This is a genomic window from Mesorhizobium sp. CA5 (assembly GCF_020165105.1).
GTDB lineage: Bacteria > Pseudomonadota > Alphaproteobacteria > Rhizobiales > Rhizobiaceae > Mesorhizobium.
In genome coordinates, this window is sequence record NZ_JAIUHJ010000018.1 from 128,293 (window position 1) to 143,516 (window position 15,224).

At 63.7% G+C, this 15,224-nt stretch carries 13 protein-coding genes; 6 read left to right on the forward strand and 7 right to left on the reverse strand.

Going from position 1 to position 15,224, the window contains the following annotated elements:
* Nucleotides 1-171: 171 nt before the first annotated feature.
* On the reverse strand, nucleotides 172-1,326 hold the full coding sequence (locus LB529_RS22210) for an ABC transporter substrate-binding protein (protein ID WP_224545149.1): 1,155 nt from the start codon (nucleotides 1,324-1,326) through the stop codon (nucleotides 172-174).
* A gap of 272 nt (nucleotides 1,327-1,598) precedes the next feature.
* Complete coding sequence (locus LB529_RS22215; protein WP_140629159.1) at nucleotides 1,599-2,510, reverse strand: LysR substrate-binding domain-containing protein; 912 nt, start codon at nucleotides 2,508-2,510, stop codon at nucleotides 1,599-1,601.
* Nucleotides 2,511-2,600: 90 nt separating this feature from the next.
* Here LB529_RS22215 and LB529_RS22220 point away from each other — a divergent pair, with 90 nt between their 5' ends.
* Both LB529_RS22220 and LB529_RS22225 read left to right on the forward strand, forming a co-directional pair.
* Nucleotides 2,601-3,050, forward strand: coding sequence for an RrF2 family transcriptional regulator (locus LB529_RS22220; RefSeq protein WP_224603165.1), 450 nt, complete (start codon nucleotides 2,601-2,603; stop codon nucleotides 3,048-3,050).
* Nucleotides 3,040-3,936 (forward strand): NAD(P)/FAD-dependent oxidoreductase, encoded by an 897-nt coding sequence (locus LB529_RS22225; RefSeq protein ID WP_224603167.1) that lies wholly within the window; start codon nucleotides 3,040-3,042, stop codon nucleotides 3,934-3,936. The genes LB529_RS22220 and LB529_RS22225 overlap by 11 nt, the downstream gene beginning before the upstream one ends.
* Before the next feature lie 20 nt (nucleotides 3,937-3,956).
* Here the strand turns inward: LB529_RS22225 and LB529_RS22230 are convergent, their stop codons facing one another.
* On the reverse strand, nucleotides 3,957-4,721 hold the full coding sequence (locus tag LB529_RS22230; RefSeq protein ID WP_224603169.1) for a DeoR/GlpR family DNA-binding transcription regulator: 765 nt from the start codon (nucleotides 4,719-4,721) through the stop codon (nucleotides 3,957-3,959).
* Between the two features lie 387 nt (nucleotides 4,722-5,108).
* On the opposite strand from LB529_RS22230, the gene LB529_RS22235 reads away from it, so the two are divergent.
* Nucleotides 5,109-5,990: a phosphotransferase gene (locus LB529_RS22235; RefSeq protein ID WP_224712350.1), complete on the forward strand. Its 882-nt coding sequence runs from the start codon at nucleotides 5,109-5,111 to the stop codon at nucleotides 5,988-5,990.
* Nucleotides 5,990-8,443, forward strand: coding sequence for an FAD-dependent oxidoreductase (locus tag LB529_RS22240; protein WP_224712351.1), 2,454 nt, complete (start codon nucleotides 5,990-5,992; stop codon nucleotides 8,441-8,443). The genes LB529_RS22235 and LB529_RS22240 overlap by 1 nt, the downstream gene beginning before the upstream one ends.
* 12 nt (nucleotides 8,444-8,455) lie before the next feature.
* Here LB529_RS22240 and LB529_RS22245 read toward each other — a convergent pair whose 3' ends face one another.
* Complete coding sequence (locus LB529_RS22245; protein ID WP_224712352.1) at nucleotides 8,456-9,088, reverse strand: class I SAM-dependent DNA methyltransferase; 633 nt, start codon at nucleotides 9,086-9,088, stop codon at nucleotides 8,456-8,458.
* Between the two features lie 95 nt (nucleotides 9,089-9,183).
* On the opposite strand from LB529_RS22245, the gene LB529_RS22250 reads away from it, so the two are divergent.
* The gene (locus LB529_RS22250) at nucleotides 9,184-10,086 is read left to right on the forward strand and encodes a phosphotransferase family protein (protein WP_224712353.1); all 903 of its coding nucleotides are present in this window, start codon (nucleotides 9,184-9,186) and stop codon (nucleotides 10,084-10,086) included.
* 117 nt (nucleotides 10,087-10,203) lie between these two features.
* Here the strand turns inward: LB529_RS22250 and LB529_RS22255 are convergent, their stop codons facing one another.
* The 3 genes from LB529_RS22255 to LB529_RS22265 all read right to left on the reverse strand — a co-directional run bounded on the left by LB529_RS22255 (nucleotide 10,204) and on the right by LB529_RS22265 (nucleotide 13,199).
* Complete coding sequence (locus LB529_RS22255) at nucleotides 10,204-10,677, reverse strand: DUF805 domain-containing protein (RefSeq protein ID WP_095766076.1); 474 nt, start codon at nucleotides 10,675-10,677, stop codon at nucleotides 10,204-10,206.
* Nucleotides 10,678-10,916: 239 nt separating this feature from the next.
* The gene (locus LB529_RS22260) at nucleotides 10,917-11,837 is read right to left on the reverse strand and encodes a DMT family transporter (protein ID WP_224603179.1); all 921 of its coding nucleotides are present in this window, start codon (nucleotides 11,835-11,837) and stop codon (nucleotides 10,917-10,919) included.
* A gap of 81 nt (nucleotides 11,838-11,918) precedes the next feature.
* The gene (locus tag LB529_RS22265) at nucleotides 11,919-13,199 is read right to left on the reverse strand and encodes an amidohydrolase family protein (protein ID WP_224712354.1); all 1,281 of its coding nucleotides are present in this window, start codon (nucleotides 13,197-13,199) and stop codon (nucleotides 11,919-11,921) included.
* Nucleotides 13,200-13,374: 175 nt separating this feature from the next.
* Here LB529_RS22265 and LB529_RS22270 point away from each other — a divergent pair, with 175 nt between their 5' ends.
* Nucleotides 13,375-15,129 (forward strand): ABC transporter ATP-binding protein, encoded by a 1,755-nt coding sequence (locus LB529_RS22270; RefSeq protein WP_224712355.1) that lies wholly within the window; start codon nucleotides 13,375-13,377, stop codon nucleotides 15,127-15,129.
* Nucleotides 15,130-15,224 lie beyond the last annotated feature (95 nt).

The following is a 15,224-nucleotide window of genomic DNA, read 5'->3' on the forward strand; positions in this document are numbered from 1 at the left end:
GTCAGTTCAGTTGCCGGTTAAACGAAGGCGAGTTCGCACGGCGCCCTGCCTCCCCTCGATGGGGGAGGTCGCGGCGAAGCCGCGGGTGGGGGTGGTTGGCGCCAACGTCCATGCTGACCCCCACCCCGACGCTACGCGTCGACCCTCCCACAAGGAGGAGGGTAAGGGAACTCACCGGCCGCCGATGACGCCGATATAGTCAGACACCCAGCGGTAATAGGGCACGCACTGGTCGTTCTGGCTGGCGCATTTCGACACCGGCGTCTTCCAGAACTTGATCTTGTCGAAATTGTCGTAGCCGTTGGTCTTGCAGCCCTCGTCGGTCAAAAGCTCGTTGCCCTTGCAGGCGGCGGGCACGACCGGGAGCGAGCCGAACCATGCCGAAACGTCGCCTTGGACCTTCGGCGACAGCGAATGCTCGAGCCACATATAGGCGCAGTTCGGATGGGCGGCGTCGGCTTCCATCATGGTGGTGTCGGCCCAGCCGGTGACGCCCTCTTCCGGCACGGTCGAGGCGACCGGCTTCTTGGCGGCGACCAGCGTATTGACCTGATAGGGCCAGGAGCCGGAAGCGACCACGCCCTCGTTCTGGAAGTCGTCGACCTGGATCGCGGCATCGTGCCAGTAGCGGCCGACCAGCGTGCGCTGCGTGCGCAAGAGCTCGAGCGCCGCCTTGTACTGGTCTTCGTTCAACTCGTAGGGATCCTTGATGCCGAGCTCCGGCTTGTGGAACATCAGATAGTTGGCGGCATCGGCGATGTGGATCGGGCCGTCATAGGCCTGGACGCGACCTTTGTTCGACTTGCCGTCGGGCAGCTTCATTTCCTCAAAGACGACGTTCCAGCTCTTGGGCGCTTCCTTGAAGACTTCGGTGTTGTACATCAGGATGTTCGGACCCCACTGGTAGGGAACGCCGTAATGGACCTTGTCGACGGTGAACCAGGGCGCGTCCTTCAGGCGGTCGTCGACGGTCTTCCAGCTCGGGATGAGATCGGTGTTGATCGGCTGCACGCGCTTGCCGGCAACGAGGCGCAGTGAAGCATCGCCCGAAGCGGTGACCAGGTCGAAGCCGCCCTCGTTCATCAGGGAGACCATCTCGTCCGAGGTGTTGGCGGTCTTGACGTTGACCTTGCAGCCGCTTTCCTTCTCGAAAGCCGTCACCCAGTCGTAATTCTTGTCGGTCTCGCCGCGCTCGATATAGCCGGGCCAGGCAACGATGTTGACCTCGCCCTCGCCCTTGCCGAGTTCCTTGACCTGGGCCATGGCCTGACCGGAAAAAGTCAGCGCGACAGTCAGCGCCGTGCACGACTTCAGGAATGCATTCATCGTCGATCTCCCATTTTGGCGCATGACCCCGAAAACCGGCTCGGTTTTCGGAAAGGATCATGCGCAAACTACAAGGGTCGGAGCTTCATGCTCCGACGGCAGCGCTCTCGGGGCGCAGCTTTGTTCCCTGAGCGAAAGTGCGGTGAAAAATCCGGTTTCGCAAATTCATTTATCAGAAAGCCGATATCGGTTTTATCGATACCATTCCGGACGGAAGGCTACGGCGAAGTCGCCGAACCCAACCGCTCCACACTTTTCCTGGAATTGCGGGATCACGGCCGCTGGCGCACCATGCGCTGCGACTGCGCGAGGCCGATGAAATCGCGAGCCGCCTGCGGCAGGGCGGAGCCGCGACGCCACACCGTGCCGACCTGGACCACCGGCAGCGAGCCGGAAACGTCGCGCGATTCGATGCGATCGCCTTCCAGCGACCAGGGCCTGTAGACGAGGTCGGGCAGCAGCGCCACGCCGGCGCCGGTGGCGACCAGGCTGCGCACTGCCTCGACCGAGCGGGTGCGGAAGGCGACATGCGGCCTGGCGCCGATCGCCGACAGCAGCTTGCCGGTGTTCTCCTCGATCTCGTCGACGGTGAGCATGATCAGCGGCTCGGAGACGATGTCATTGACCCCGATGATGTCGGCGCTGGCGAGCCTGTGGCTGAGCGGAATCCACAGCCTGTAGGCCGAGACTTCCAGGATTTCCGACTGCAGCGCCGTGCGGTCGCGCAGGTTGGACGTCACCATGACGGCGATGTCGAGCTTGCCGCCGACCAGAAGGTGCTCGAGATAATCGCCATTGTCCTCGATTGCCGAGACCTCGACGCCGGGATAGGCGCGGCGGTAGCGGGCGAGCAGGTCGGATAGGACATAGCCGGCGACCAGCGAGGTGACGCCGAGTTGCAGCCGCCCGCCGGCGGCCGCCTGCTCGCTGGAGAAAGAACGGCGCGCATCGGAGACATCGGCCAGGATCTTGGTCGCGTGGCGCAGGAACTGATGGCCCTTGTGGGTGATGTTGAGGCCACGTGGATGGCGCTCGAAGAGTTCGACGCCGAGATCGCTCTCCAACTCCTTGATTGCCTCGGTAACCGAGGACTGGGAAATCGACAGGTTCTGCGCGGCGCCCGAGACGGTGCCCTGCTCTGCGACGGCGACGAAGAACTGCAATTGGCGGATGGTGAAAGCCATGGCCGGACTAAACACCGGCCAACGTGGCGTTGGGAAGTGGGGCAAGCTCCGAAACTTGACGACCTTCCTATTCGTAACTAGTTAAGTTACATGAAACGCAACAGCCGCCTGTCCTCAACCCTGCATATCCTCGTCCATATGGCCGAGGCCCCCGACCAGGCGCTGACCTCCGAACAGCTTGCCGGCTTCATCCACACCAACCCGGTGGTGGTGCGCCGCACCATCGCCGGGCTGCGTGAAGCCGGCATCGTCAGCTCGTCGCGCGGCCATGGCGGCGGCTGGCAACTCGGCCGCGCGCCGGACAAGATCTCGCTGGCCGAGATCAGCGCCGCGCTCGGCGAGACGCTGTTGCCGTTCAGCACCGAGCCGGAAAGCCCCGGATGCCTGGTCGAGCAGGCGGTGATCGCCGTGCTTGATGATTTTCGCCTGGAGGCGGAAAGGCTGCTCGCGGAAAGGCTCAGCCATATCACGCTGGCCGACCTGACGGCCGATTTCCGCCGCCGTTATGACCTCATTGGAGTATCCAGCCATGCAGTATGATGTGATCGTCGTCGGCGGCAGCTTTGCCGGCCTGTCCGCCGCCATGTATGCGGCGCGCGGGCGGCGCAAGGTGCTGGTGATCGATGCCGGCGAGCCGCGGAATCGATTTGCCGAACATTCGCACGGCTTCTTCGGCCAGGACGGACGGGCGCCGGCAGACATTCTCGGCGAGGCCAGGGCACAGCTGCTTGCCTATCCCGCCGTCACGATGATCGAGGGCCGCGCCGAGCGGGCCGCCATTGCCGGCACTGGATTCGAGGTTCGGATGGACGATGGCGAGCGTTTCGGTGCGACGCGGCTGGTGCTGGCCACCGGCGTCCGGGACATCCTGCCGGATGTTCCAGGACTTGCCGCGCATTGGGGCAAGACGGTGCTGCATTGCCCTTATTGCCACGGCTACGAGGTGGCCGGCGGGCCGCTCGGCGTGCTGGCGACCGGACCGATGTCGCTGCACCAGGCCGAGCTGATCTCCGACTGGGGCGACGTCACGCTGTTCGCCGACGGTTTGTTCGAACCGGACGCTGACCAGGCGCGGATATTGGAGAAGCGCAACATCCGGTTCGAGCCGGGCAAGGTGAGCGAAGTGCAGAACGACGGGTCCGGCGGTCTGGTCGTCAGGCTCGACGGCGATCGCACCGCGAGCCTGCGGGCGCTGTTCACCGCGCCGCGCAACGTGATGGCAAGCCCGCTCGCCGAGCAGCTGGGCTGCGCCTTCAACGAAGGCCCGCTCGGCAAGGCGATCGTCGTGGACGACAAGCAGCAGACATCGGTGCCTGGCGTCTTCGCGGCAGGAGACGCCGCGCGCCTGATGCACAACATTGCCTTCGCGGTGTCGGGCGGCGCGATGGCCGGGGTTGCGGCGCACCAGTCGCTGGTATTCGGCTAGCTCTTATTCCTTGGGCGACGTCAGGCCGCGGCGATACTGACCCGGGCGCCGGCCTGGCTCAGCGCTGCGGCTATATCGCGTGGCGGCGGCTGGTCGGTGGCGAGCTCGGAAAAGCCATCGAAGCCGCAGACCCGGACCAGTCCCTGGCGGCCGAACTTGGAATGGTCGGTGACGACCAGCGAGCGATGGCCGCGCGACAGCACCATGCGGGCGAACTCCGCCTCGTCCAGATCATAGTCGGTCAGGCCGGCGGCCGCATCGACGGCTCCGATCGAGATCACCGCATGATCGACCGAAAAGCGGCTGACGAACTCGATCGCCGAAATGCCGAAAGCCGCGCCGGAATCGCTGCGCAGCTCGCCGCCCGCCATGTAGACCTTGTTGCCGTTCACCGTCGCCAGCGTGCGGGCAATGTCGGAGGAATTGGTGACCACCGTCAGCCGGCGATGGCCGAGCAGCTCGCGCGCGAGGAAGGATGTGGTCGTGCCGGTATCGAGCATGATCGCCTCGCCATCGCGGATCGTGGTCGCGACCATCCTGGCGATCAGGCGCTTGGCTTCGGCATTCTCGCGCATGCGCCGCTCGAACGGCGCCTCGCCCACAATCGAGGCAAGGCCCACGGCGCCGTGCATCTTCAGCACCGACCCGTCATCGGCGAGCGGCTTGACATCGCGCCGCACGGTTTCCAGCGAGACGCCGAGCCGCTCGGCGAGGCTGGCTATGGTGATCGTGCCCTCCTCGCTGAGGAGCCGCAGGATTTCGCCGTGCCGTTTCGAATGGATCATCGGTGTGTCCGGGAATTCTGACCGAATTTAAGGCTTTGCCGACGCTTTGAAAGGAGTCGCTTATATTTTCGGGCAAAACACCCAAAAAAGGTCACAGCTTTTGGATTGACAGCGCTGCCACGCTGGCGTGACATTGACCTTGTGACAGGCTCGGAACTGCCGCGGGAGGGTGATGGCAGAGCCGCAACCTAGTGACCAGATCGCCTGGAACCAGCCAGGCGCGAGCTTTTATCGAATCCGCGGGGGCGGATGCCGGGATATCATACCTGGCCAAGGGGCTCGTCGGTGCGGTGCGGGATACCGATCCTGGCGTCTCGCACCGACGAGGCTTTTTCATGTTCTCCCAGCCTTGTTTTCCGCGGGACCGGTTGGGGCCGGAGCGAAGCCGTGAGTGCCGAAGACCGCATCCGCGCCTTGCCGTGCTGGAACGGCGGCATCGAGATCGAGCCGCTGCCGGGCGGCCTCAGCAACGCCAATTTTGTTGTCACCGACGCGGCCGGGCGGCATGTCGTGCGCTTCGGTCAGGACTTCCCTTTCCACCATGTCTTTCGCGAACGCGAGGTGATGACGGCACGGGCGGCGCATGCGGCGGGCTTCGCGCCGGCCGTGCATTATGCCGAGCCCGGCATCCTGGTGACGGAATTTCTCGGCGCCAAGACCCTCCTGGGAGAGGATGTGCGGGCCAATCTCGGCCGCGTGGCCGCGCTGCTGCGCGGCTTTCACCGCGAGATGCCGAAGCATGTCTCCGGCGCCGGTTTCATGTTCTGGGTGTTCCACGTCATCCGCGACTATGCGCGCACGCTGGACGAGGGCGGCAGCCGCAAGAAGAGCGAGCTGCCACGTTATCTGGCGCTGGCGGACGAGCTCGAGCGGGCGCAAAAACTGCTGCCGATCGTCTTCGGCCATAATGACCTTTTGCCAGCTAACATCCTCGACGACGGCAAGCGGCTGTGGCTGATCGACTTCGAGTATGCCGGCTTCAACACGGCAATGTTCGACCTCGCCGGCGCCGCCTCGAACGCCGGCCTGAGCGATGACGAATCCTTCGCCTTCATGACCGCCTATTTCATGAAGGAGCCGGACGGCGAAATCCGCCGCTCGCATGCCGCCATGCAATGCGCCTCGCTGCTGCGCGAAGCGATGTGGAGCATGGTGTCCGAGCTCTATCTCAACGCGCCCGGCATCGACTATGTCGCCTATAGCGAGGAAAACCTCGTCCGGCTCGACGCGGCCCTGGACAACTACCGGACGAAATACGGAACCAGATGATGACCTTGCCCAGCCATGCCGAAATCGTCGTCATCGGCGGCGGCATCATCGGCTGTTCCACAGCCTATCATCTGGCGCGCGACCACAAGGCCGATGTGGTGCTGCTCGAGCAGGGCAAGCTGACTTCCGGCTCGACCTGGCACGCCGCTGGCCTGGTCGGGCAGTTGCGCTCGTCGGCCTCGATCACGCGCGTGCTCAAATATTCGGTCGAACTCTACAAGGGCCTTGAGGCCGAGACGGGCCTGGCGACCGGCTGGAAGATGACCGGGTGCCTGCGGCTGGCGACGAACGCCGACCGCTGGACCGAGTTCAAGCGGCTGGCGACGACGGCCAAAAGCTTCGACATGGATATGCAGCTTCTGTCGCCGGCGGAGGTGAAGCGCATGTGGCCGCTGATGGAGACAAGCGACCTTGTCGGCGCCTCGTGGCTGCCGACCGACGGGCAGGCAAGCCCCTCCGACATCGCCCAGTCGCTCGCCAAGGGCGCGCGCCTCCATGGCGCAAAACTGTTCGAGGACGTGCGCGTCACCGGCTTCACGATGAAGGACGGCCGCATCACGGCGGTGAAGACTTCAAAAGGCGACATCGCCTGCGACAAGGTGGTGAACTGCGCCGGGCAATGGGCGCGGCAGGTCGGCGCGATGGCCGGCATCAACGTGCCGCTGCAGCCGGTCAAGCACCAATACATCATTACCGAGAAGATCGAAGGGCTTGCCAACGACGCGCCGACGATCCGCGACCCCGACCGCCGCACCTATTTCAAGGAAGAGGTCGGCGGGCTGGTGATGGGCGGCTATGAGCCGAACCCGCAGGCCTGGGCAACCGGACTTCCCGGCGGCGACGTCCCGAACGACTGGGAGTTCCGCCTGTTCGACGACGACTACGATCATTTCGAACAGCATATGACCCAGGCGATCGCGCGAGTTCCAGCTCTGCAAACCGCCGGCGTCAAGCAGATGATCAACGGACCGGAAAGCTTCACGCCGGACGGCAACTTCATCCTCGGCGCAGCGCCCGAATGCGCCAACATGTTCGTCGGCGCCGGCTTCAACGCCTTCGGCATAGCGTCCGGCGGCGGCGCCGGCTGGGTGCTGGCGCAATGGGTGGCCGACGGCGAGGCGCCGCTCGACCTGTGGGTGGTCGACATCCGCCGTTTCTCCGGCCTGCACCGCGACCGCGACTGGATCCGCGACCGCACGCTGGAGGCCTATGGCAAGCACTACGTGATCGGCTTCCCGCACGAGGAATATCTCTCCGGACGCCCTCGCATCGTCTCGCCGCTCTATGAGCGGCTGAAGATGCATCGCGCCGTGTTCGGCTCCAAGCTTGGCTGGGAGCGGCCGAACTGGTTCGCGCCGGACGGCGCGGCCGCCGAGGACGTCTATTCGATGGGCCGCCAGAACTGGTTCGGCCCGGTCGGCGACGAGCACCGTCATGTGCGCGAGAAGGTCGGCATCTTCGACCAGTCCTCCTTCGCCAAATACGAGCTGACCGGCACTGACGCGCTGAAGGCGCTCGACTGGATCTGCGCCAACGATGTCGACAAGCCGGTCGGACGGCTGACCTACACGCAGCTTCTCAATAAGCGCGGCGGCATCGAGGCTGACCTCACCGTGTCGCGGCTCGGCGAGGACCGGTTCTACATCGTCACCGGCACGGGCTTCCGCACGCATGACCTGTCCTGGATCGGCGACCATATAGGCCCCGGCCTCGACGCCAGGCTGACCGACGTCACGGAGGATTTCGGCACGCTGTCGCTGATGGGGCCGCGCGCTCGCGACGTGCTGTCGGCGGTGACGAACGCCGATGTCTCAAACGCCGCCTTCCCCTTCGGCCATGCGCGCGAGATCGCAATAGCCGGCCACAGCGTGAAGGCGCTGCGCGTCACCTATGTCGGCGAACTCGGCTGGGAGCTGCATGTGCCGATCGCCGCCACCGGCGAGGTTTTCGATGCGCTGATGGCGGCGGGCAATGCGCATGGCATTCGCCCGGTCGGCTACCGGGCGCTGGAATCGCTGCGACTGGAGAAGGGCTATCGCGCCTGGGGTTCCGACATCACGCCGAACGATATGCCGCAGGAGGCGGGGCTCGGCTGGGCCGTGAAGCTTCGCAAGAATACCGACTTCGTCGGACGCCGGGCGCTGGAGAAGGCAGCCGGCAAGCCGCCGATGAAACGCTTTGCCGGCTTCACGGTTGACGACCCGGAGATCGTGCTGGTCGGACGCGAGACGATCCTGCGCAATGGCGACCCGGTCGGTTACCTGACCAGCGGCGGCTACGGCTACACGGTGGGCAAGAATATCGGCTACGGCTATGTGCGCAATGCCGACGGCGTCAGCGACGATTTTCTGGCCTCGGGCGACTATGAGCTTGTCGTGGCGATGGAGCGCACGCCGGCAAAGATCCATCTCGAGCCGATGTACGATCCGGCCGGGGCAAGGATTAAGGCCTGATCGACGAAACGGTCAGTTGACGCGCAGCACAAGCCCCCTGCTCGGCACGGTCTCGGACTCGCCCGGCATCGAGGCGTAAGGCGCCGTTTCCTCGACGCGCTTCAACCTGCCCTGAGCCTCAAGTCCGGCAATGCGCTCGGCGAAGCCTGATTGCCACAGCGTGTTCTTGACGGTCAGCACGATGATCCCGCCTGGACGGCAGATGCGGATCAACTCGTCCAGCCCCTCGATCCCGACATGGCCCGAAGTGAAGACGCCCGCCGAAACAATGCCGGCATAGACGCCGTCGGCGAAGGGCAAAGCGTCGCCCATCGCCAGGCGATGCAGCGCACTGTAGACGCCCTTGGCGCCCGCCTTGTCCAGCATGCCTTGCGAGATGTCGAGCGCCTCGACCTTCGGATAGCCGGTGATGGCCAGCCATTCGCCGATCAGGCCGGTGCCGGCGCCGGCATCGAGCAAGGGTTCGGCGCCGCGCGGCAGGTGGCGGGTAAGCAGCGCCAGGCAGATCGTCGGGTGGCGATAGCCGGCGGCCGACATGTCGGCATCATAGGTCTCGGACCAGCTGTCATAGATCGCCGCCACTTCCTCAGGCCGCTTCGCGGCGTAGGCCGCGCTTAGCGAGCCGCTGTGCTTGCCGTCCGCCATTTCTGCTCCCACCGCCGATTCGTACCCGCATGGTAGCCAAGCGGTAAAAACTGTGGAACCGTTCCGCTGTAAAACATCGTGTGATGGTAAAGGGGATGACGATGGAGGAGGCGCGCGCCGCGTTGGCCGCCATTCCGGCGCTGGCAGGCTATGACGGACCACTGGAGCGTTTGGGCGGCCTGACCAACATGGTCTACCGGGCCGGCGAAGCGTGTCTGCGCATTCCCGGCAAAGGCACGCAAGAATATATCAACCGCGCCAACGAGGCGGTTGCGGCGCGCGAGGCGGCCAAGGCCGGAGTCAGTCCCGAAGTGCTCTATGCCGATCCTGCGTCCGGCCTGATGGCGACGCGCTTCATCGCCGGCGCCGAGACGATGTCGCCAGAAAAATTCAAGGTGCGGTCGGGCAGCGCCGCGCGAGCGGGCTACGCCTTCCGCAAGCTGCATGCTTCGGGCGCGATGTTCCCCTCCCGCTTCGAATTGTTCGCGATGATCGACGACTATCTCAAGGTCTTATCGACGAAGGACGTGGCGCTGCCCGCCGGCTATCACGACGTGGTGCGCGAGGCAGGCGCGGTGCGCGCCGCGCTTGCCGCGCACGCCATCCCGCTCGCCGCCTGCCACTGCGATCCGCTGTGCGAAAATTTCCTCGATACGGGCGAGCGGATGTGGATCGTCGACTGGGAATATTCCGGCATGAACGATCCGCTGTGGGACCTCGGCGACCTTTCGGTCGAGGGCAGGTTCGATGCGGACCAGGATGAGGAACTGATGCGCGCCTATTTCGGCGGCGAGGCGAGGCCGGCGGCGCGCGGACGTATCGTCATCTACAAGGCGATGTGCGACCTTTTATGGACGCTCTGGGGATTGATCCAGCTCGCCAACGACAATCCGGCCGACGATTTCCGCGCCTATGCCGACGGTCGCTTTGTCCGCTGCAAGGCGCTGATGGAGACCGCGGAATTTTCGCGGCATCTGGCGTCTGTTCGCCTGGGCTAGATCGTGATGGCGTTTCGTTGAATCGCCATCACGATCTAACTCTTTGTGGGAGCATGATCTTTCTCCGAAAACCGGTTCCCACTTTTCGGAATCATGCTCTAGACCCGTCGCGACGCTCTACCTGAAAACCCTCTGGATCTCGTTCAACGACCCTGTTTCGTCGGACTTTCTGCAATACCAGATGATGAGCGCGATGGTGCCGATGGGGAACAATCCCGCGAGCAGCTGGTGCCAGCCGCTTCTGTTGATGTCATGCAGCCTGCGCGCGGTCATGGCGAGTGTCGGCAAAAGGATGGCAAGATTCCAGATCGATGAGATAAATTCATTTCCAACAACGGCATCAACAACGATCATGATGACGCCGACAATGACAATGAACAGATAGGCATACCAGAACTCCGAGCGACTGGCCCTGCCGGAAAAATTCACATAATTTCGGAAGAAGCTTGCTATCGCTTCACCAAAGTTCATCGAAGGCGGGGTGTCCCCGAAACGATTGACGCCGGCTGGCGGCGCCCTCAAGACAAACAACAACGGCACGCCGATAATGATCAGCACTATAAGCCAATGCCATATAGAGAAACTGCCCATGATTACCCCCGCAATTGCGCAATTTTCCGGGCCATGGATATCCTGCCGGTCCCGCCGGAATCAATTACAGATTGCACCCGGCAGGCGATTTGCACGGGAAAATATTTTTCGAGCGAAGGCCAGAGCAATTTCAGGAAAAGTATGAAGCGGTTTTCCGTCTGAAATTACGTCAGAACAAGGAGATGGGCATTTCACCGTTTCCGTAAAACGTGAAATGCCTTGGGCGAGGTCGCCCGGGTCTAATTCACGCCCTTCGGCACGTTCTCGGGCGGCACCTCGATCTCCACCACCTTCTGACGATGGAAGATGAACAGGCCGGCAAGCACGACGATCGCCGCACCGATCAATATGCGCGGCCCCGGGACATCGCCGAAGAACATGAGGCCGAAGACCACAGCCCACAGGAGCAGCGTGTAATGCAGCGGCGCCAGCGTCGAGGCCGGCGCCAGCTTCAGCGCCCTCGTAATCATCAGATGCGCGGCGCAGGAGACGACGCCGAGCAGTAGCATGGCGCCGAAATCGAGCGCCGACGGCGTGCGCCAGGTGCCGATGGTAAGCAGGCCGCCGACGATCAGCGTGCCGATCGTCTGCCAGGTGACCAAGGTCGTGTCGCTGGTGCCGCGCAGGAGGCGTCCGAGGATGATGGCAAAGCCGAAGGCGATGCTGCCCACCAGCGCGAAGCCGGATGACATGGAGAAAGCCGCCGAGGACGGCTTGAGGATGATCAGCACGCCGCAGAAGCCGACCAGGATGGCCAGCCAGCGCCGCCAGCCGACCTTTTCGCCGAGCAGCAAGTGCGACAGCGCCGCGACATAGATCGGCCCGGCCATATAGAAGCTCATCACGTCGGCCAGCGGCAGGTAGACGACCGCGGCGTAGAAAAGCCCGGTATCGGCGGTGGTGGCCACGACGCGCAGGACCTGCAAAAGCGGCCGGTCCATGTGAAACAGCCTGGCCGTGCCCTGGTTGGCGATCATCGGGCCGAGCACGAAGAAGGCGCCGATCGAGCGGATCAGCACCACCTGCCCGACGGAAAAGGAAGCGACCAGCCATTTGCCCATCGCGTCGTTCAGCGCGAACATGAAGTCGCCGGCCAGCATCAACAGGATGCCGGCGAGCAACATGTTCCTGATCGTGAAATTTCGGGCGAGCAAGGCCATGCCGCTCCCTAGCCGCATGCCGCCGGTTTGACGAGGGAAATCCGGAGCATCGGTAAGACCAGCGGCGGAAATCGGCTGGTTCTAGCCCGCCTTATGCCGCCGGTTCACCTGCGCCGGCCGTCCCGCGATCGAAAGCCGCGTTTCCTGCCTGGTCCGCTCCGCTACGATCTTGCCCCTGGCGATGACGCAGAGACGCTCGGGGCGCAGGCGAACGGCCTCGCTTGCATTGCCGGCATCGAGGACGACGAGGCTCGCCCGCTTGCCGACCGCCAGGCCCAGATGATCGAGCCCCATGATGGCGGCGTTGACATTGGTCACCATGTCGAAGCAGCGCGCCATGTCGGCCGGGCTCGACATCTGCGCGACATGCAGGCCCATGAAGGCGACGTCGAGCATGTCGGCGGTGCCCAGCGAGTACCAGGGATCGAGCACGCAATCCTGGCCCCAGCCGACGCGGATGCCGAGCGCCTGCATCTCCTTGACACGGGTCAGGCCGCGCCGCTTCGGGAAGGTGTCGTGGCGCCCCTGCAGCATGATGTTGATCAGCGGATTGGGGATTGCCGATACACCGGCCTCGGCGATGAGCGGCAAAAGCTTCGAGACGTAGTAATTATCCATCGAATGCATCGATGTGAGGTGCGAGCCGGCCACCCTGCCCTGCAACCCGAGGCGCTGCGTTTCATAGGCCAGCTGCTCGATATGGCGCGACAGCGGATCGTCGGTCTCGTCGCAATGCATGTCGACCATCAGGCCGCGTTTGGCCGCGATCTCGCAAAGCTCCGTCACCGAGCGGGCGCCCTCGGCCATGGTACGCTCGAAATGCGGGATACCGCCGACGATGTCGACGCCCATGTCGAGCGCGCGGATGGTGTTTTCACGAGCATTCGGCGAGCGGTAGAGGCCGTCCTGCGGAAACGCGACCAGTTGCAGGTCGATATAGGGCGCGACGGTTTTCTTGACATCGAGCAGGGCTTCGACCGCGAGCAGCCGGTCGTCGCAGACATCGACATGGCTGCGGATGGCAAGCAGGCCCATCGAGACGGCCCAATCGCAATAGGCGAGCGCGCGCTCGCGCACGGCCTCATGCGTCAAAAGCGGCTTCAGCTCGCCCCAGAGCGCGATGCCCTCCAGCAGCGTGCCCGACGCATTGATGCGCGGAATGCCGTAGGAGAGCGTGGCGTCCATATGGAAATGCGGATCAACGAAAGGCGGCGAGACGAGATTGCCGCTCGCGTCGATTTCGGCCGGCGCCGAACCGTGGAGCTTTGGTTCGATCGCGACGATGGTCTCGCCGGCAATGCCGATATCGGCAATCCTGCCATCCGGCAGCGTGCCGCCGCGCACGATCAAGTCGAAATCCATTTGTCGTCACCCTTTTCCAGGAATCGGCAACCATCGTGACCGAAAAGACAGCCTGCCGCAGCCTTTTCTTTCCCTCGACGGCGAAAGGTTCCATCCGGCCTCAACTCGCTCTATAAGCCGCCACGCGCCCTTGTGGCGAATCCGAATTTCTCACAGCCAGCCATAGGATCGGCCGTTGTTTCGCTTCTTCCGCTCGACGGAAAACCAACGCCTCATCGCGAGGCTGGTAAGAGAATCCTTCCACGACCATAAGTTCGGCTATGGCGCGGCCATATTGTCGATGCTGGTGGTCGCCCTCATGACGGGGGCAAGCGCCTGGATCCTGCGCGAAATCACCAACGAGTTCGTGGTCTATAAGCGGATAGACCGCGTCAACCTCATTGCCGGGGGTGTGGCGGCGATCTTTGTTCTCAAGGGCATCGCGACTTTCGTCCAGACCTATTTCATGAGCCGCGTCGGCAATGCCATCATTGCCGACCGGCAGCGCAAGATCTACGACCGTATCCTGGCGCAAGGCATCGAATTCTACCATTCGACCTCGTCTTCCGACCTGATCACCCGCATGACCAACAACGCGCAGGCGGCGCGCAGCGTGCTCGACCTCGTCGTCACGTCCTATGTGCGCGACCTGGTGACGTTGGTTGTGCTGGTGATGGTCATGGTCTGGCAACAGCCGGCGCTGTCGCTGATCTGCTTCGTCGTCGGACCGGTGGCGATCTACGGCGTCAACCGCATCCTGAGACGCGTCCGCAAGATCGCGGCGATGGAATTCATCTCGCTCGGCCAGATCGTGCATGTGATGCAGGAAACGGCGATCGGCGTGCGGGTCGTCAAATCCTTCAATCTCGAAGCCGCTATGCGCAAGCGTATGCACAAGGCGGTGTCGGACGTCGAAACCCGTGCCAACAACATCGCCACGCTGGAAGCCGCCACCAGCCCGGTGATGGAAACGCTGGCCGGGCTGGCGATTGCCGGCGCCGTGCTGGTCAGCGGCCTGCTGGTGCTGCAGGGCGGCCAGATGCCGGGCAACATCATGGCCTTCATCGCCGCGCTGCTGCTGGCCTATGAGCCGGCAAAGCGCCTGGCCCGCGTCCGCATCTCGCTGGAGACGGGCATTGTCGGCGTGCGCATGATGTTCCAGCTCGCCGACCGGCCGCTGACGCTGGCAGAGAAACCCGGCGCCACGCCGCTGCAACCCGGTCCGGGCGAAATCCGCTTCGATGATGTCAGCTTCGCCTATCCGGAAAGCCCTCCGGTGTTCGAAGGATTCAACCTGACGCTTGACGCCGGCAAGATGACGGCGCTGGTCGGACCGTCGGGCAGCGGCAAGTCGACGATCCTGAACCTGATCATGCGCATGTATGATCCGCAGACCGGCAAGGTGATGTTCGACGGCCAGGACATCTCGTTCGCGACGCTCGATTCGCTCAGAAGCAAGATCGCCTATGTCAGCCAGGACACGTTCCTGTTTGCCGGCACCGTCATGCACAACATCCGCCTCGGCCGCGAGGACGCGACCGACGAAGAGGTGGTCGCCGCCGCCAAGGCCGCCAACGCGCATGACTTCATCAGCGCCATGACCAAGGGTTACGACACGGAGGTCGGCGAGAACGGCTCGCTATTGTCCGGAGGCCAGCGCCAGCGCATTTCGATCGCGCGCGCCATGCTGCGCAACGCCGAGATCCTGCTGCTCGACGAGGCGACCAGCGCGCTCGATGCTGAATCGGAAGCGCTGTTCCGCGACGCGCTGCAGCAGCTTACCGTCGGGCGCACGACGATCGTGATCGCGCACCGGCTGTCGACCGTGCACCAGGCCGACACGATCGTGGTGCTGGAAAAGGGCAAGGTAGTGGAAAGCGGCCCGCACAAGACGCTGCTCAAGCAGGGCGGGCTCTACCAGAAGCTTTATGAATATCAGCTGATGCCGTGACGAGGCGCCTCTCCTTCCCCCCTTGTGGGGCCTGTTGCGTAATTGGCTGGTTGTGATTCTCTGAGAGGAAGCTCGGAGGGAATCGCGATGGCTGT

What these genes read in the sequence shown, in the direction of transcription:
- LB529_RS22210 (WP_224545149.1), bottom strand. Translation starts at nt 1,326, where the DNA reads ATGAATGCATTCCTGAAGTCGTGCACGGCGCTGACTGTCGCGCTGACT.
- LB529_RS22215 (WP_140629159.1), bottom strand. Translation starts at nt 2,510, where the DNA reads ATGGCTTTCACCATCCGCCAATTGCAGTTCTTCGTCGCCGTCGCAGAG.
- LB529_RS22220 (WP_224603165.1), top strand. Translation starts at nt 2,601, where the DNA reads ATGAAACGCAACAGCCGCCTGTCCTCAACCCTGCATATCCTCGTCCAT.
- LB529_RS22225 (WP_224603167.1), top strand. Translation starts at nt 3,040, where the DNA reads ATGCAGTATGATGTGATCGTCGTCGGCGGCAGCTTTGCCGGCCTGTCC.
- LB529_RS22230 (WP_224603169.1), bottom strand. Translation starts at nt 4,721, where the DNA reads ATGATCCATTCGAAACGGCACGGCGAAATCCTGCGGCTCCTCAGCGAG.
- LB529_RS22240 (WP_224712351.1), top strand. Translation starts at nt 5,990, where the DNA reads ATGACCTTGCCCAGCCATGCCGAAATCGTCGTCATCGGCGGCGGCATC.
- LB529_RS22245 (WP_224712352.1), bottom strand. Translation starts at nt 9,088, where the DNA reads ATGGCGGACGGCAAGCACAGCGGCTCGCTAAGCGCGGCCTACGCCGCG.
- LB529_RS22250 (WP_224712353.1), top strand. Translation starts at nt 9,184, where the DNA reads ATGACGATGGAGGAGGCGCGCGCCGCGTTGGCCGCCATTCCGGCGCTG.
- LB529_RS22255 (WP_095766076.1), bottom strand. Translation starts at nt 10,677, where the DNA reads ATGGGCAGTTTCTCTATATGGCATTGGCTTATAGTGCTGATCATTATC.
- LB529_RS22260 (WP_224603179.1), bottom strand. Translation starts at nt 11,837, where the DNA reads ATGGCCTTGCTCGCCCGAAATTTCACGATCAGGAACATGTTGCTCGCC.
- LB529_RS22265 (WP_224712354.1), bottom strand. Translation starts at nt 13,199, where the DNA reads ATGGATTTCGACTTGATCGTGCGCGGCGGCACGCTGCCGGATGGCAGG.